We start from the raw sequence: 16,871 nt of genomic DNA, 5'->3' as shown, positions 1-16,871 counted from the left end.
GAGGGGCCGCCCTTTTTGCTTGGACTTTCCTGTGCTCTTATTCGGGCGAGCGGATCACCTCACCGCCTGCATCCTGCCACGCCTGGATGCCGCCTTCCAGATGCCGCACGGGGCGGTCCAGATAGGCTGCCAGCTGCTCTGCCGCGACAGCCGAGCGGCGGCTGCTGCCGCAATAGAGGATTGTCTCACGGGCAGCTTCGATCGGAATGCTTTGCGGATCAAACGTCTGCAACGGCGCGTTGAGACTGCCGGGCAGGCGACCGGCGGCAAATTCCTCCGGCGTGCGCACGTCGATCAGCACGACTTGGCCGCTATCGACCATCGTCGCCAGCTCCTCGAACGAAACGAACGCCACCTGCGCCCCCGGCTGCACCGCAGCGATGGGAGCGGGGGAAACGGGAGCGCAGCCAGCAAGGCCCGCTCCCGTCGCCAGCGCGAGGGCAAAAGCCGCGCTACGCATCATCACGCCGCCAGCTTGCGCAGGACGTAATGCAAGATGCCGCCATTGTTGTAATATTCAAGCTCGTTGGCGGTATCGATCCGGCACAGCGCGGTGAAGGTGAAGGTGGTGCCATCTGCGCGGGTCACTTCCACCTCGACATCCTGCCGCGGGCTGAGGCTGGCAAGACCCTTGATCGCAAAGCTGCAATCGCCGTTCAGCTCCAATGTTTCGCGGGTGTCGCCATCCTTGAACTGCAGGGGCAACACGCCCATGCCGATAAGGTTGGAACGGTGGATACGCTCGAAGCTCTCCACGATCACCGCGCGCACGCCCAAAAGGATCGTGCCCTTGGCCGCCCAGTCGCGGCTGGAGCCGGTGCCGTATTCCTTGCCGCCGATGACGACCAGCGGGGTGCCGTCGGCCTTGTGCTTCATCGCCGCGTCGTAAATCGGCATGGTCTCGCCGCCATAGGTGGTGAAACCGCCTTCGACGCCGGGCACCATTTCGTTCTTGATGCGGATGTTGGCGAAGGTGCCGCGCATCATCACTTCGTGATTGCCGCGGCGCGAGCCGTAGGAGTTGAAGTCCTGCTTGGGCACCTGATGGCCGAGCAGATATTCGCCAGCCGGCGAATCCTCCTTGATCGATCCTGCCGGCGAGATGTGGTCGGTCGTTACCGAATCGCCGAGGATCGCCAGCGGCTTCGCGCCCACGATATCGGTGACGGGCGCCGGTTCCATCCCCATCCCTTCAAAATAAGGCGGGTTGGCGACATAGGTGCTGGCGGGGTTCCAGTTGTATGTGTCCGACGCCTCGACTTTGATCGCCTGCCAATGCTCGTCGCCCTTGTAGACGTCGGCATAGCGCGTTTCGAACATCGAACGGTCGATATTGGCGGCGCGGTGCTCGGCAATTTCCTGGTTGGACGGCCAGATATCGGCGAGCATCACGTCGTTGCCATCCTGGTCCTGCCCGATTGGCGTGGTAGTGATGTCCTGCGTCACCGTGCCCTTCAGCGCATAGGCCACCACCAGCGGCGGGCTGGCGAGGAAGTTGGCGCGCACATCGGGGGAAACGCGGCCTTCGAAGTTGCGGTTACCCGAAAGGACGCTGGCAGCGACGATATCATTGCCGTTGATCGCTGCCGAAATCGGCGGCGCGAGCGGGCCGGAGTTGCCGATGCAAGTGGTGCAGCCATAGCCGACCAGATCGAAGCCGATGGCATCGAGATGCGCCTGCAACCCGCTCTTCACCAGATAATCGGTGACCACCTGCGATCCCGGCGCGAGGCTGGTTTTGACCCATGGCTTGGGCTTCAGGCCCTTTTCATTCGCCTTCTTGGCGACAAGACCGGCGGCGATCAGCACATCGGGGTTGGAGGTGTTGGTGCAGCTGGTAATGGCCGCGATCACCACGTCGCCATCGCCGACATCGTGATCCTTGCCTTCCACCGCCACGCGGGCAGCGGCCGATTTGCCGTAGACTTTCGTAAGGTCGCCGTTGAACAGCTCGTCCACTTCAGGAAGCGCGACCTTGTCCTGCGGGCGCTTGGGGCCAGCAAGGCTGGGGACGACTGCCGCCATGTCGAGCGACAGTGTGCTCGAGAAGACGGGCTCGTCCGAGGGCGAGAACCACATGCCCTGTTCCTTGGCATAGGCTTCCACCAGCGCGATCGTTTCTTCCGGACGACCGGTGAGGCGCAGATAATCGAGCGTCTTGTCGTCAATGCCGAAAAAGCCGCAGGTCGCGCCATATTCGGGGGCCATGTTGGCGATGGTCGCACGGTCGGCGAGGCTGAGATTGGCTACGCCTTCGCCGTAGAATTCGACGAAGCGGCCGACCACGCCGTGTTCGCGCAGCATCTGCACGCAGGTGAGCACGAGGTCGGTTGCGGTGACGCCTTCGGCCATCTTTCCGGTCAGCTTGAAGCCGACGACTTCGGGGATCAGCATCGAAATAGGCTGGCCGAGCATCGCTGCCTCGGCTTCGATCCCGCCGACGCCCCAGCCCAGCACGCCGAGGCCGTTGATCATGGTGGTGTGGCTGTCTGTGCCGACGCAGGTGTCGGGATAGGCGACCGTTTCGCCATGCTGGTCAACCGACGACCACACGCCCTTGCCGATATGCTCCAGATTCACCTGGTGGCAGATACCGGTGCCCGGCGGCACGGCGGAAAAGTTCTTGAGGCTCTTCGCGCCCCATTTGAGGAAGTCATACCGTTCCGCATTGCGCTCATATTCCAGCGCCATGTTGTTTTCGAACGCCTTGGGATGGCCGAATTCGTCCACCATCACCGAATGGTCGATGACGAGATTGACCGGCACCAGCGGATTGATCTTCGCGGTATCGCCGCCCAGCTTGCCGATGGCGTCGCGCATCGCTGCAAGGTCGACGACACACGGCACGCCGGTGAAGTCCTGCAGCAGCACGCGCGCGGGACGGTACTGGATTTCCTCGCCGGTGGTCGGGTTGTTCTGCCAGTCGACAATCGCCTTCACGTGCTCTTCGCCGACGGTGAAGCCTTCATCCTCGAACCGCAGCATATTTTCGAGCAGCACTTTCATCGAGTGCGGCAGGCGCGACACATCGCCGAATTTCTCGGCAGCGGCCTTGAGCGAATAATAGGCGTAGCTGGTGCCGTTCACATCCAGCGTCTTGCGGGTTCCGAGCGAGTTGGCGCCGACCTGAGTCATGGGCGAGGTTTCCTCATTGAAAGTGTTGCGGACCTGGCAGCCCTGCACGAGGGCGGCCATGTTTGCGGGCGACCTGCGCGTTTGGTGCCTTCACGTCAAGTAGACGATGGCATTACGCGGCTTTTGGCAATTTTCTTTGCCCCTCGCGCAAGATAGGAAGGGTTTATGGCATTGCGCAATCCGAATCCGAATCGCCAGTCGCTGGGTATTTTCGCCATGGCCTTGGCGCTTGTAATCGCCGCCTTTCTGGGTGCGGTTATCGGCCTTGTCTGGCAAAGCACCGACTGGTTTTCGCAAGAGCCGGAAGAGGAAGTCGTGACCCGGGAGCGAGCAGCGCGTTAGGCTTGTGCCGGATTGGGCTTCCGCTTTGTCTTTGGCGCAGCGATCAGACAGGCGATCACGATGATGACCACGCCCGCGAGCGTGGTTGGCGTCACTTTCTCGCCGAACATCAGCCAGCCGAAAAGGGCGGCCCAGAGAAACCCCGTATACTCCACAGGCACAAGCACCTGCGCCTCTGCCCGCGCATAAGCCCAGGCAAGGCCCATCGAGGCGATCACCGTAAGCACCGCCGCGCCGGTGATCGTTTGCAAAGCCGCGCTGTCGGGCATTACGAAAAAGAAAGGCGCGGCGAGCAATTGCACCAGCCCGCCCACGCCCGAATGGAAAGTGGCAACCTCCAGCGGGCCAGCGACTTGAGCCTGCTTGCGGATCACCACGAAATTATAAGCATAGAGCGTTGCCGAGACCAGCAGGGCGGCGAGCCCCCATGCCACGCCCTCGTCAAAATCGCTGCGCCCCAGCCGCCCGCTGATGATGACCAGCGTTCCCGCAAAGCCCATCACGCTCGCCCAGATTGCCTTGCGCTCAATCCGCTCTCCCAGCAGCCAGTGCGCCAGATACAGCGCGAGCAGCGGAGCCACGAAGCTGATGGCGATGGCTTCGGCAATCGGCAGCTTTGTGAGCGCGTAGAAGAAGCTCAATGCCATTGCTGCTGACACGCAGCCGCGCTCGATATGCAGTTTGAGCACCGCGCCGCGCGGCCAGACGAAGCCGCTCGCCAGCCAGAACGGTGCGACCATCACTGCGGCAATAAGCGAACGCAGCAGCGATGCGGTGTAAACGCCCGTCGCCAGCGACGCGTCTTTCATCAGCGCGTCCATCAGCGACAGCAAGGCAACGCCCGCAATCGCGGCCAGGAAGGGCAGGATCAGGCGCGGGTTCGGCTCCATCGCCCGAACCCGTACTGCGCACCGATGCGAAGGTCACGCCGGATGCGCAAAAAACGGCTCAAAAGAGCGGTTCAGCCCTGTGAAAGCGGGCTTGCTTGATAGATAGGGCAATACGCGGCAATATCGCCGCATGACCATGGTTAACAGGGACTTGATTCTGATGCGTTTCGTCGGCCTTTTCGGCGCACTTGCCACAACCGCCGCTCTCACCGCGCCGGGGACGGCGCAGACGCTGTTTGCGCAAGACGTCCTCGGCAACGAGGATGCCGCCGAAGTCACCGCGACACCCGGCTCGCCCACCGGCGACGTGGTGCAAGACGTTTCTGCCAATCCCGCAGTGGCGCACTGGTCGATTGACAATGCCAACGCACTGCTCGCTTTCATCGAAGGCATCGGCGCCGAGGGGCTGGACCCCGCCGATTACCGCCCCGATCTGCTGCGCGAGGCGATTGCTGCGGGCGATCGGGATGCGCTCAACCGCCGCGCTAGCGGTGTGTTTGCGTGGCTGGTTGAAGATCTGCGCGATGGCCGCACGCCGATGGAGGCGCGCCGGCAGTGGTTCGTGGTTGATCCCGATCCCGATCTGCTCCCCACCGGCGAAGTGATGATGGAAGCGCTGGCAACCGGCGAAATCGCCCGCGTCCTCACCGAACTCAACCCCACCCATCCCGATTACGCTGCCCTGCGCGCGGCGTTGGCGGAAACGCCGGCCAGCGACACGCGCCGCATCCGGATGTTGCGCGCGAATATGGATCGCTGGCGCTGGCTCGCGCGCGATCTCGGCGGACAGTATCTCATCACCAATGTCCCCGAATACCAGTTGCGGCTGACAGTGAACAACCAGATCATCCGCACTTATCGCACGATTGTCGGCGCACCCGGCCGCACTGCCACACCGCAGCTCGCGGAAACCGTGGAAGGCGTGGTCTTCAACCCCACCTGGACGGTGCCGCAAAGCATTGTGCGCGGGGAAGGGTTGGGCGCGCGAGTGCTCAACAATCCGGCCTGGGCGCGTGCCAACGGCTATTCCGCCACGCGCGGCGCAAATGGTTGGGTAACGGTGGTGCAGCAGCCCGGGCCGAACAATTCGCTCGGCCGGATGAAGCTCGATATGCCCAATCCGCACGCGATTTTCCTGCACGACACGCCGCAGCGCCACCTGTTCGATTCTGCCAACCGTGCGCGCAGCCACGGCTGCATCCGCGTCGAGCGGGCGCTGGAACTGGCCATGACCGTGGCAATTCTTGGCCGCGGTGCGACGCGGGACGAGGCGGTGGAGATTTCCACCAGCGGCGAATACACCCGCGTTCCGGTGGAACGGACGATGCCGGTCTACATCACCTATTTCACCATGGGCGTGGATATTGACGGCAATCTGCGCAGCTTCGAAGACATTTACGGCCGCGACGCGCCGGTGCTTGCCGCGCTCGACGCGCCGCGTCAGGGCAACCGCGCCCGCGCGACCAGCGAGGAAGTGATCGAGATCGTCGACGATATTCGTACGACGGCGAGCTAATCGCTAGCCGGTTACCCGGCGGGAGTGAGGGACGGATTGGCCTCGCGGTAAATCCGCTCCAATTCGTCCTCGGCGGGTTCGGGTTCTTGCTGGCCAGCCGCGCGCCGCTCGGCAATCGCGGCTTCGAAATCGACCGGCGCTTGCGGCGGTATCTCCACGTCGCTGCCATCCAGACCAATGCCCAAAGTCTCGGCAAAGATTAGCCGCCCGCCGCGCAGGCGGTAAAGCACCTCGGGGAAGGTTTCCGGCCCGAAAGCGGGACAGCCGTTTGACCGGCCCAAACGCCCCCACCGCTCGACATGGGCGGGCGCGGCGTAATTGGCCTGATGCATCACGATGGCTCGCGGGAAGGCGTTTGAATTGGTCTCGTCGAGCCCGCCCAGCCGCACCGACGTGCCATAGCGGCCTTCATACCACTCCCAAGTGATATAGGCCCCGCGGCTGGTCGCCCAGCTATCGGGCAGGTTGGAATAATCGTTGAGCCAGCCGTCATGTTCGGGATCGGACCCGCTGCCATGCGCCACCAGCGCGCTATTCACTTGGCCGGAAAGCAGATCGACGAAATGGAAGCGCGGTTGGCTGGAATGCAGGCCGAAATCGCAAATGCCCACCACATCGCGGTGCCATAGCGAGGCCGCATTGCGCTCGACTTCGCGCGCGGCAATATCGAGCAGGCGTTGGTCGCGCACGCTCGGTGCGGGGCGCGCAAAGACTCGTGCAGGGGCAGTCAGTGCAGCACTGGCGGCCAATCCGGTGGTGAGCAGTTCTCTCCGATTCATCACCTGCAATAATGCACACGGCCGATGAACCTTGTCCATACGCTTAGCGCGCCTGGGCTTTGGCCTTGATCCGCTCGATGGCGAGCTGGCTCGCCGCCGCGTAGGCGCCGCCGTGATAGCGGTGCGTTCCCACGAAATGCAGGAAGCGCGCATCTTCGCCCCAGGCTTGCGCCCAATAATTGAGATAGCGGTCATAAGGCAGCACGACCGGTGCGGTTTCGTTGGCGAGCACGAAATTGGATGTCACCTGCTCGGTGCCCCAGATCGTCACATCCGCCTCGCCGATCATGCTTTTCATTTCGGTGAGGAAGGCGGAGGCGAGCGGACGGCCCGCGCCCATCGCTGCGAAGCCTGCAAAGCCCGAACATCCGCGCACATAGCGCCAGCCGCGCGCGGGATCGATGCGGCCCATGCAGGATTCGATGCGCCCCTGCACGTGGCCTTCGGCCTCTTCGCCACCGGGGTAGAAATGCCGCACGAATTCGGGAAGCGCCTTTGGTCCTTCGGCCTCTTCCTCGCCAAGCAGGATGAAGCTGCGGTTGCGCGCAATCGCTTCCTCGACTTCGGGGACGGGGCCGATCACCACCGTGTCGCTGTCGATCTGCATCCAGTATTCGCTCGAGCGGCGGTCGAGGATGGTCAGCAAGCGCTCCCACGTGCCGCCCGCCGGAAATTCGTTCAGCACAACGTCGCTGATCCGCATGATTTCGGGATCGCCGCAATGGTGGGCGAGAATGGCGCGGTCCTGCGCGGTCAGCGTGCCATCGTCGAGAATCGCGACGCGCCCGCGCTCCAGCTCGTTCCACAGGCTTTTCACCGCCACCAGATAGGGCAGCAGCACGGCGGTCCCGATCATCGAGAACAGCACGAGCCCGTCCTGCTTGGGCCGGATCGGCGCGGTGTCGAGAATCCCCGCAATCGCCTCGGCATGGCGCGTGGCTTCGCGCTTGGCGCGCCAGCGATGCGGGAGAAACGAAGTCATATTCATCGCGGTCAGTTCTCCAGCACCATCTGGTCGCCCTCGATCCGCGCGGTGCGGATGGTCGAGAGGAAGGATTGGCCGAGCAGCGAGATCGGCAGGCCTTCGGGAATAATCATGGCGGGCACGTTGGTGGCTTCGAAATTGCCGAGGCGGACAGTGGCAAGCGTGGTGTTGACGCCGTAAACCGTGCCACTCGCGCCCTGCGCCACCGGAACGACTTCGTTCGGGTTCCAGTGGAGCCCCATGGACGCTGCATCGGCCCCCGTCAGCGCGATCACGCTGGCTCCGGTGTCGACGAGCATCCGTGCGGTGATCCCGTCCACGCTGACATCGGCGTAGAAATGCCCGTCGCCTTCGCGGGTGAGCGTCACATCCTCGCTCCAGGTGGCGGGTTCATTACTGTTGGCGATGACCGGCAATGCGGTGTCGAGCGCTTCGGTCTGTTCGGCCTCGGGCGCGGCAGAACCGGCTTCCGGCGCGACAACCGGCCAAGCAAGGCCGACAAGGCCGCCTGCGACCAGCACGCCGGCAAGGGGAATACGCATATCCATCACGCCTGCCTTAGGCGCATGGCCTTAAACCACGGTAAAGATTGCCTCGGTCGCGGCAAGCTGTTCGATGCTCGCCTCCGGGAACGCCATGGCGAGCATGGAGCGGGCATGGCGCGCAGCAACGAGGCGCTGATCCTCGCCATATCCGCCGCCCAGCGCGCTGGCGATTGGCAGGCTGCGGTTGCGCGTCAGATCGAGCACATAGCGGTCACGCCGCACCAGCCCTGCATCGCTGAGCGCGAGACGGCCCAGCCTGTCGCCCTCATGCGGATCAACCCCCGCCTGATACAGCACCAGATCGGGCGCGAAATCGGCCATGATTGCAGGGAGATGGCGGTCGAGCATGGCCAGATAGTCGTCATCACCCATGCCATCGGGAAGTTCGACATCGCAGCTGGAGCGTGCCTTGCGCGCGGGAAAGTTCTTCGCCGCATGGGCGGAGAAGGTGAACACATCCTCGCGCCCTGCCAGCAGGCTGGCCGTGCCGTCGCCCTGATGCACATCAAGGTCGATGATGAGGATACGCTGCGCATCGCCTTCGGCCAGCAGCCGGTTGGCGGCCACCGCAAGATCGTTGAACACGCAATAGCCCGCGCCGGTTTCGTGCAGCGCGTGGTGGCTTCCTGCAGCGCTGTTCGCGGCATAGCCGTGGTCCAGCGCGAGCTTCGCAGCGAGCCATGTGCCGCCATTGGTATGCCGCACGCGGCTGGAAATGTGCGGGGTGACCGGAAAACCGATACGCCGCTCCTTCTCGCGCGGAACCTCGGCGCGGAAAACCTCGTCGACATATGCGGGATCATGCACCGCCTCAAGCCATCGCCGCGGCATCGGATCGGGCGCGTGCTCGGTCAGCGCAAAGCCGCTGGCGCGCAGGGCCTCCATGACGAGATAGTATTTGTCGAACTTGAACGTCCCGCGCTCAGGACGCGGCGCCATGTAGTCGGCGTGGTGGACGACGTGGAGCATCCGCTAAACTTGCGATTTACTCAGCGGTTTCAACCCCGTCGGTTGGCATTGTCATGTCCACCGGCTGATGCGCCAGTCGGTGCAGCTCGTCATAGATCGCGTTTTCGCTGCGGCTGGCGGCGTTGCGCCAGGTGGTGGCAGTCTCGGGGTTCACCAGCAGGCCTTCGGGAGTCACGACGAGCACATTGGGCGTGCCTGGCAGCTGCTCCAAGCCGAACTGGGCCGCGATGTCGAGATTGTGGCCGTCGCCAGTCTGGGGCATTCCGATATTCACGTAGACCAGCTCGTAATGGTCGGCGACGAGCGCGGCGAAGCGCTCTGTTTCCAGCCATCCGGCCAGCGCACGGCTATCGTGGCACCAGTTCGCGCCCATCACCAGCAGCAGCCGGGCATCACGCGCGGCTGCTAGCGCGAGCGCTGCGTCAATCTCGGCCATGGGATCGGAGGAAACCGTATAGGGTGTCGCTTCGGGGTGCGCGACCGCTGCGCGCGGCGCTGGTGGTGCAGCATTCGAGACCGAAGTGATGCTAACGCAGCCTCCCAGCGCGCCAGCCAGCACGAGCGCAAATGCGGGTGCAGCCAGTTTTCGCGCGGAGCTTCTGCCCGCCAAGCCTGCACCCGCCATTCGCTTACTTCTTCGCGCCCTTGTCAGCAGCTGCCTTCGCGTTCTTTTCCGCGATGATGCGCTTTTCTTCCTCGGGCGAAAGCTGCGTGGTCTTCTTGTCTTCGCTCATGGTATATCCCCCTTCGCTTACTCTGCCGCTTCTTGCGCCTTGGCGGCATGGGGATCGAAAGCCGTGGCCGTGCCCGCTTCGATCTCCGCCGCCTTTTTCTCGACCAGAGCGACGATATGGTCGAGCATATGTTCCGACTCCACATGGTGGTCGGTGACACCCGACAGGTAAACCATATGTTTGCCCGCGCCGCCACCCGTAATCCCGATATCGGTCTCGCGCGCTTCGCCCGGGCCATTGACGACGCAACCGAGCACAGAGAGGCTCATCGGCGTCTTGATATGCTCCAGCCGAGCTTCAAGCGCCTCGACCGTGCGGATAACGTCGAAACCCTGCCGCGAGCAGCTGGGGCAGGAGACGACGCGCACACCGCGCGTGCGCAAGCCCAGAGCTTTGAGCATTTCGAAGCCGACTTTGACTTCCTGCTCGGGCTCTGCCGAGAGCGAGACGCGGATCGTATCGCCAATCCCTGCCCACAGCAGTGAGCCGATGCCGATGGAACTCTTCACTGTGCCGCCGATAATCCCGCCTGCCTCGGTAATGCCGAGATGCAGCGGGCAATCGACCGTTTCAGCAAGGCCATGATAGGCAGCGACGGCGAGGAACACGTCGCTTGCCTTCACCGCCACTTTGAATTCGTGAAAATCGTGATCCTGCAACAGCTTGATATGATCGAGCGCACTTTCGATTAGCGCTTCAGGGCAAGGCTCGCCATATTTCTCGAGCAGGTCTTTTTCCAGACTGCCGGCATTCACACCGATACGGATTGCGCAGCCATTGGCCTTGGCCGCGCGGACGACTTCGGCAACGCGGTCTGACGAGCCGATATTGCCCGGATTGATGCGCAAACACGCCGCGCCTTTGTCGGCGGCTTCCAGAGCGCGTTTGTAGTGGAAGTGGATATCGGCAACGATCGGGATGTTCGCTGCTTTGGTGATCTGGTCGAAATTCGCCGTCGATTCCGCCGTGGGGCAGGAGACGCGGATGATATCAGCGCCCGCATCCTCGCACCGCCGGATCTGGTCAATGGTCGCGCCCACATCCTCTGTCGGGGTATTGGTCATCGTCTGCACGGTGATCGGCGCATCGCCGCCTACCGGCACATTGCCGACCATAATCTGACGACACTTGCGGCGCTCTATCATGCGCCACGGGCGGATTTGCGAAATAGCGTCTGCTGACATGGCCTTGCATATAGACACGCTTGCGCGAAGGGACAATGACAGTCGCGCCTGTTTGCGGCATAGCCGTGCCGCACCTCCCGGACGCATCACAAAGGAAACCGCCAAATGGAACACGGACACGGCCTGATGCTGCGCGACGCGTTGCTTATGCTGGGCTTTGCCTTGGTAGCGGTGCTCGCCTTCCGCCGCGCGGGGCTGGGGGCGACCTTGGGCTATCTGGTCGCGGGCGCGCTGCTGGGGCCGCAAGTCTTTGCGCTGGTGAGCGGGGCCGAACAGATGGCGGTGGTGGCCGAACTGGGCATTGTCATGCTGCTGTTCGTCGTGGGTCTTGAACTCAGCCCGGCGCGCCTCTGGCGGATGAAATCGGCGATTTTCGGGCTGGGTCTGGCGCAGGTGACCGCCTGCGGGCTGGCTGTCACGGCGACCATTCTGGCGCTCACCGGCTACACGCTGGAAGCCGCGCTGGCGATCGGCCTGCCGCTGGGCCTTTCATCCACCGCGCAGGTGCTGCCGATGCTGCAATCGGCGGGCCGCCTGAAGACGCCGTTCGGCGAAAAGGCGTTCTCGATCCTGCTGTTCCAAGACCTGTCGATCATTCCGCTCATCACCATCATCGCCGCGATGAGCCGCAATCCCGATGCTGGCGAAGGCCCTGCGGGCTGGGTACTGGCGCTGATGGCGGCAGGCGCGATTATCGGGCTGATCCTTGCGGGACGGCTGCTGATCCGCCCGCTGTTCCGCCTGATCGGCGGGCTGGGGGAACGCGAGTTGTTCATCGTCGCGGCGCTCTTCACCGTGATTGCCAGCGCCTTCGTGATGCAATCCTTGGGCCTGTCGGCGGCCTTGGGCGCGTTTATCGCGGGCGTGATGCTCGCCGATACGCCCTACCGGCACGAGTTGGAGGCCGATATTGAGCCGTTCCGTTCGATCCTGCTCGGCCTGTTCTTCGTCTCGGTCGGGATGATGCTCGATCTGGGCGCGGTGGCAGAGCGGCCGCTGTTCGTTGTCGGTTTTGCGGTGCTGCTGATAGCGGTCAAAGCCGCGATCATTTTCGGCCTCGGCCTGCTGATGAAGATGACGTGGCGCGCGGCACTCGCGCTCGGTCTGCTGCTCAGCCAGGGCGGGGAATTCGCCTTTGTCCTCTACACACAGGCGCAGACGGCTATGCTGATCGAGGCGGAATCTGCGAGCATTTTCGGCGCGATCGTCACCCTCTCCATGGCTGCCACTCCGTTCCTGATGATGGCGACCGCGCGCATCCGCCGCGAGCCCGATGGCGCGGCGGAGGAACGCGAAGCGCCCGACAACCAGTCCGCCAGCGCGGTGGTGGTCGGCTATGGCCGCTTCGGGCAAAGCGTGTCGCAAACGTTGCGCATGGCAGGGTTGTCGGTGACCGCCATCGACAAGAAGGCCTCGCAAATCGATATTGCCGAGGAGTTCGGCAGCAAGGTCTATTATGGCGACGGCACGCGGCTTGATCTGCTGCGGCAGGCGGGCGGCGGAGACGCGCAGCTCATCATGTTCTGTATCGACGAAGTGCCCGAAGTGGATCTGCTCGAATCGGTGAAAGAAGCCTTCCCCAAAGCCGCAATCTATGTGCGCGGGTTTGACCGGCGCTCGGTGATCGAGCTTGCCCAAAGCCCCGCCGAATATGTGATGCGTGAAGTCTTCGAATCCGCCGTCCGGATGGCGCGGATGGCGCTCGAAAAACTTGAGGTCGGTGAACAGCAGATTGACGCAGCGGAAGCGAAATTCCGCAGCTTCGATGCCGAACGGATGCAGGTGCAGATCGAAGGCGGCGATATTTACGCTGCGCAGGATATGACGCGCGAACAGCAGCGCGCGATGCGGGAAGAGGGTTAGGCCGCGTTCCCGCCGCTCAGCAGGAATTGCTGCGCTGCCACTACGGGTAGGGGCCGCGAATAGAGATAGCCTTGCCCGCATTGGACGCCGAGCCGCTTCATCGTGCGGGCTTCGTCCTTGGTCTCGATCCCTTCGGCAACCACGATGCAGCCGATTTCGCCGGCTAGTCGCACAAGCGCGCTGGTCATGGCTTGGCGTGCCGGGTCGGCTTCGATGCCGCGTGTGAGCACCATATCCATTTTCAGAATATCGGGTTGCAGATCGACAATGTGCCGTAACCCCGAATAGCCGGTGCCGACATCGTCGATGGCAATGCGCGCATAGGCTTTCAGCGCCGCGATTTCCTGGGCCAGCGCGTCAAAATCATCGACCTGGCAATGTTCGGTGATCTCGACCACGAGATTGGCGGGTTCCGATTGCGCGAGCAGTTCGCGCAGCACGCCTGAAACGACGGTTTGCGGCGAGACATTGATGGTGGCGTACATCCCTTCGGGAATATGCCCCAGCGTCTCCAGCGCGACGCGCACCGCGGTCATCTCCAGTTCCTTGCCAAGGCCCACCAGTTCGGCGTCCTCGAACCACGCATCGGGGCCGCGTTTGGTCACATCGGGGAAGCGGCTGAGGCATTCGACACCCACGGGCTTGCCCGTCTCCAGCGACACGATGGGTTGCTGGAAGGTCGAAACGCCATGCCCGTCCAGCATGGATACGACCCGCTTGCGTGCATCTTCGCGGGCCATATGCCCGGCGAGCGAGCTTTCGATGCGTTCGGCAGCGAGCCCGGCGAAGCTCTTGAGCACGTTCAAATCGCGCTCGGTCAACGTCCGGTCGGGCTGGCGGCCAAGCGCGCAGAAACTGCCCCAGACGGTGCCGTCTGACAGGCGCAGCGGGGTGTTGATGTGACAACCCACGGGAAGAAACTCGGTGATCGCCAGCTTTGCGGTCAGCGGATGGTCGGCCGGATCCTGGATCAGTTCGGGCAAGCGCCCTTGCAGGATATGCCAGCAATAGGAGTCCGCCCGGTCCTCACGGAAGCCCGGCCCCATCGGCAGATCGAGATCGCTGCTGACATGGGTCAGCTCGCGCTGCTCGTTCTCGACATAGCGCGAGACGAAGGCAATTTCGACGCCAAGGTGACCGCGAACCGATGCGAGCACGCGCTCGATCGCGGGATCGTTCACCAGCTCGTCGGCAAGCGGGGTGGCGGGTGCCTCGAATTCGGGCAGCAGGATGGGGGCTGTGGCCATAGTGGACCTGAGTGCCAGAAAACCCCTAAGGCGGACTTAACTTTATAGCGCGGCAAACTGCCGGTCAGAGGCGCAATTCGTAGAGGAATTCGTCGTCGCGCTGCTCGCCCACCCAGAAGCCGATATCGGCGATCTTGGCAAAGCCGTATCGCTGGTAAAACCGCTGCGCGCCGAAATTTTCCGCATAGACCGACAGCTGGATGGCATCGCACTGGCGCGCCTTGGCTTCGGCAAGTGCCCAGTCCATCAGCTTAGCGCCAATCCCGCGTCCGGTGGCGTCGGGGGCGCAATAGAGCTGGCCGAGGCCAAGCGGATTGGCTGCGTCGGAATATTCCTCATAGCCGCTCGGCTGCTTGATCTTGATAAAGCCCAGCAGCGGCCCGTTTTCGTTCTCCTGCGCCAGACGGTGGGTGATCGCCGGATCGGCGATTTCGCCCGCGACGGCCTCTACCGAATAAACCTGCTGCAGGAACGCTTCGAGGTCTTCGGGCCGGTAAAGATGCTCGAAAGCGGCGCAAAAGCTTTCCCGTCCCAGTCGGGCGAGGCTTTCGGCATCTTCGGAAACAGCAGCGCGCAGCAGCATCGTCAGGAGAACTTGTTCTTCTTGCGTTTGCCGAACCGCATTCCGCTTTCCAGATGGCCGCGCAATGCGGCGTAGAAGGCTTCGAGGAATTCGCGCTCGTCGCCACTGCCCATTGTCCAGCCGATCTTTCTGGTGATCGCTTCGGCCACATCGCGCAGCGCGTCCGCATTGTCCTCCCGCAACACGTTTTCGAGCACTTGCAGCTCGTGCTCGCCATAAACAGACAGCTCCGCCTCGCCGAAGCGGTAGTCTTTGGTCCGGTCGGGGGCGAGCGACATTGCTTCCTTTAGCTTGGCCTTCTTCGCCTCGACCACCCATGTGCCCGCGACCAGATCGCCTGCCCGCAGCGCGTCTTTGTTGAAGAACGGAAACAGCACGAACACGGCGAGCCAGAAGAAGGCGGCGATGCCGGCAACGCCTGCCTCTTGCGAGCCGCCGAGCAGGAAGAACATCGGGATGAATACTTCGACATCGCGCATCAGATTGCGCGCGATCACCATTTCCGCGGTCAGCCGCCCGCCATCGCGCGCCGCCACGCGCAGGCCGAGCACGCGCTTGCCCGGCGTCGCCCCGCGCGGGCCGAGTTCGAAAATCATGAAATAGCCGTAGCGGGCGAGGAACAGGAACAGCACCACGATCACGAACAGCAATTCGAGGACGGGGTTGGTCTCGGGCGTCGATTCCAGATCGAACAGGCCCCAGCCGATGGCCGCCATCGCAAGGAAGAAGATGATCAGGCCGACAAACCAGATCGTCAGATCGAGCAGCAGCGCCCCCGCACGTGCGCCTTTGCTGCCCACGCGCAGCGGCAGGGCAAGGCCCTCGGGCGTCACCAGCACGCGGTCCCGTTTGGTATTGGCGTCGCGCGAGAGGGCGTCGGACAGGCTCATGTGTCACTCTCCCGCGGGCGTTTGAGCACTGCGAAATAGACGATCCAGAAGGCCAGCATCGTGCCGCCAATGGCAAAGCGCGCGCCGGTGTCATCCACCAGCTGGCGGGCGTAGCCTTCAAGCAGGCCGGCAATGATCATCATCACCGTCACACCCACCATCACCACCGCCGCGCGCACGCCTGCATCCTGCATCGCGGCGAGGATCGCGCGCTGGCCGGGGAAGGCCATCTGCCGCCCGATATGCAGCCCCGCCGCGCCAGCCAGCATAATCGCGCCGATTTCGGTTGTGCCGTGAACAGAGAGCCATGCGGCAAATTCCCAGCCAAGCCCCGCATCGGCAAACACCCACATCATCGCGCCGAGCAAGGCCATGTTGTAAACGAGTAGCAGCAAGGTCGGTACGCCAAAGGCAAAACCCAGTGCGAAGGCCATGATGGCAACGCCGGTATTGTTGGAGAAAAGCGAGGCGGCAAAAGCGGTCAGCCCCTCCGCTCCGCCCTGATGCGCAAGAGTCTCTTCCAGAATTGCGCGGTCTGCGCCGGGCACGCGCCCGCCCGCCATTTCGCCGGGGACGAGCGCGAAGAACCAGTCATTGTCGCGCGCGACCAGCAGCCAGCCGACCAGCGCGCCCGCCACCATCACCGCAAAGGAAATGCAGATGTCGAGCCAGATATCGCGGATCGCCGCGCTCCAGCCACCGGCGAAAAAGCGTCGCAGCCAGCCGAACAGGCCAATGCGCGGCCCGTAAATCTGGAACCAGGCGCGCCGCACCAGCGCTTCGAGATAGTCGAGTGTTGCCGCATCGAGCGACGTCTCGCGTGCGACCGCCAGGCTGGAGGCGGTCTTGCGATAGAGCACGGGGAGTTCGAGCAGATCATCATCATTGATCCGCCCCGGACGCCCCTTTTCGAGCGCGGTGACGATTTGCTCCAGCCGCTGCCAGTCGACTTCGCGCTCCAGCCGGAAACGGTCGGACCGCAGGCTCGCGGCCTCGATATCGGCGGGCGGAGTGATTTCGGCGGATTTGAGGAAGGGAAGGTTGATCATGACAGCTCCCCCTCCTTTTCAAAGGAGGGGGCAGGGGGGTGGTATTGCGACCGCAAGGTCGCACCCGCCACAAGCACCACCCCGCTGCGACTAGGCTCGCTACGCTCACCAAGTCTCGCTGCCCCTCCTCTGAAGAGGAGGGGAAAAAGAGAGCGAATAG

The 16,871-nt window shown here is 63.3% G+C and carries 16 protein-coding genes; 3 read left to right on the top strand and 13 right to left on the bottom strand.

The annotated features are described in order from the left end of the window. Window positions 1-37: 37 nt before the first annotated feature. Both ACS0VV_RS11840 and acnA read right to left on the bottom strand, forming a co-directional pair. Window positions 38-463, bottom strand: a complete 426-nt coding sequence (locus ACS0VV_RS11840) for a rhodanese-like domain-containing protein (protein WP_483532900.1) — start codon at window positions 461-463, stop codon at window positions 38-40. After that, window positions 463-3,135 (bottom strand): aconitate hydratase AcnA, encoded by a 2,673-nt coding sequence (gene acnA / locus ACS0VV_RS11835; RefSeq protein WP_483532899.1) that lies wholly within the window; start codon window positions 3,133-3,135, stop codon window positions 463-465. Before acnA ends, ACS0VV_RS11840 begins: the two co-directional genes overlap by 1 nt. Window positions 3,136-3,300: 165 nt before the next feature. Between acnA and ACS0VV_RS11830 the strand changes: the two genes are divergently transcribed. After that, window positions 3,301-3,477 carry a hypothetical protein gene (locus tag ACS0VV_RS11830; RefSeq protein WP_483532898.1) on the top strand — a complete coding sequence of 59 codons (177 nt, stop codon included), beginning with the start codon at window positions 3,301-3,303 and terminating at the stop codon, window positions 3,475-3,477. Here the strand turns inward: ACS0VV_RS11830 and ACS0VV_RS11825 are convergent. After that, entirely contained in the window at window positions 3,474-4,367 is an 894-nt protein-coding gene (locus ACS0VV_RS11825; RefSeq protein ID WP_483532897.1) for a DMT family transporter, read from the bottom strand. The genes ACS0VV_RS11830 and ACS0VV_RS11825 overlap by 4 nt on opposite strands. Window positions 4,368-4,497: 130 nt before the next feature. Here ACS0VV_RS11825 and ACS0VV_RS11820 point away from each other — a divergent pair, with 130 nt between their 5' ends. Then, on the top strand, window positions 4,498-5,883 hold the full coding sequence (locus ACS0VV_RS11820) for a L,D-transpeptidase family protein (RefSeq protein WP_483532896.1): 1,386 nt from the start codon (window positions 4,498-4,500) through the stop codon (window positions 5,881-5,883). Window positions 5,884-5,894: 11 nt separating this feature from the next. On the opposite strand, the gene ACS0VV_RS11815 is transcribed toward ACS0VV_RS11820, so the two are convergent. The 6 genes from ACS0VV_RS11815 to ispG all read right to left on the bottom strand — a co-directional run bounded on the left by ACS0VV_RS11815 (window position 5,895) and on the right by ispG (window position 11,064). After that, entirely contained in the window at window positions 5,895-6,662 is a 768-nt protein-coding gene (locus ACS0VV_RS11815; protein WP_483532895.1) for a murein L,D-transpeptidase catalytic domain-containing protein, read from the bottom strand. Window positions 6,663-6,705: 43 nt separating this feature from the next. After that, window positions 6,706-7,650, bottom strand: a complete 945-nt coding sequence (locus ACS0VV_RS11810) for a hypothetical protein (RefSeq protein WP_483532894.1) — start codon at window positions 7,648-7,650, stop codon at window positions 6,706-6,708. A gap of 5 nt (window positions 7,651-7,655) precedes the next feature. Next, entirely contained in the window at window positions 7,656-8,195 is a 540-nt protein-coding gene (locus ACS0VV_RS11805; protein ID WP_483532893.1) for a retropepsin-like aspartic protease family protein, read from the bottom strand. Between the two features lie 24 nt (window positions 8,196-8,219). Next, window positions 8,220-9,161: a histone deacetylase family protein gene (locus ACS0VV_RS11800; RefSeq protein ID WP_483532892.1), complete on the bottom strand. Its 942-nt coding sequence runs from the start codon at window positions 9,159-9,161 to the stop codon at window positions 8,220-8,222. A 16-nt stretch (window positions 9,162-9,177) separates the two neighbouring features. Continuing rightward, window positions 9,178-9,786 carry a thioredoxin family protein gene (locus ACS0VV_RS11795; protein ID WP_483532891.1) on the bottom strand — a complete coding sequence of 203 codons (609 nt, stop codon included), beginning with the start codon at window positions 9,784-9,786 and terminating at the stop codon, window positions 9,178-9,180. Between the two features lie 126 nt (window positions 9,787-9,912). Beyond that, window positions 9,913-11,064: a flavodoxin-dependent (E)-4-hydroxy-3-methylbut-2-enyl-diphosphate synthase gene (ispG, locus tag ACS0VV_RS11790; RefSeq protein WP_483533543.1), complete on the bottom strand. Its 1,152-nt coding sequence runs from the start codon at window positions 11,062-11,064 to the stop codon at window positions 9,913-9,915. Between the two features lie 120 nt (window positions 11,065-11,184). On the opposite strand from ispG, the gene ACS0VV_RS11785 reads away from it, so the two are divergent. Next, window positions 11,185-12,942, top strand: coding sequence for a cation:proton antiporter domain-containing protein (locus ACS0VV_RS11785; RefSeq protein WP_483532890.1), 1,758 nt, complete (start codon window positions 11,185-11,187; stop codon window positions 12,940-12,942). Here ACS0VV_RS11785 and ACS0VV_RS11780 read toward each other — a convergent pair. The 4 genes from ACS0VV_RS11780 to ACS0VV_RS11765 form a co-directional block, all read right to left on the bottom strand. After that, window positions 12,939-14,189: an EAL domain-containing protein gene (locus ACS0VV_RS11780; RefSeq protein WP_483532889.1), complete on the bottom strand. Its 1,251-nt coding sequence runs from the start codon at window positions 14,187-14,189 to the stop codon at window positions 12,939-12,941. The two genes, ACS0VV_RS11785 and ACS0VV_RS11780, sit on opposite strands and share 4 nt — an antisense overlap. A gap of 64 nt (window positions 14,190-14,253) precedes the next feature. Further along, window positions 14,254-14,772 carry an N-acetyltransferase family protein gene (locus ACS0VV_RS11775; protein WP_483532888.1) on the bottom strand — a complete coding sequence of 173 codons (519 nt, stop codon included), beginning with the start codon at window positions 14,770-14,772 and terminating at the stop codon, window positions 14,254-14,256. Between the two features lie 2 nt (window positions 14,773-14,774). After that, window positions 14,775-15,662: an RDD family protein gene (locus ACS0VV_RS11770; protein WP_483532887.1), complete on the bottom strand. Its 888-nt coding sequence runs from the start codon at window positions 15,660-15,662 to the stop codon at window positions 14,775-14,777. Continuing rightward, window positions 15,659-16,711 (bottom strand): stage II sporulation protein M, encoded by a 1,053-nt coding sequence (locus ACS0VV_RS11765; RefSeq protein ID WP_483532886.1) that lies wholly within the window; start codon window positions 16,709-16,711, stop codon window positions 15,659-15,661. Before ACS0VV_RS11765 ends, ACS0VV_RS11770 begins: the two co-directional genes overlap by 4 nt. Window positions 16,712-16,871 lie beyond the last annotated feature (160 nt).

Source organism: Aurantiacibacter sp. KMU-128 (genome assembly GCF_056933515.1).
This window is presented reverse-complemented; position numbering and strand designations above follow the sequence as displayed.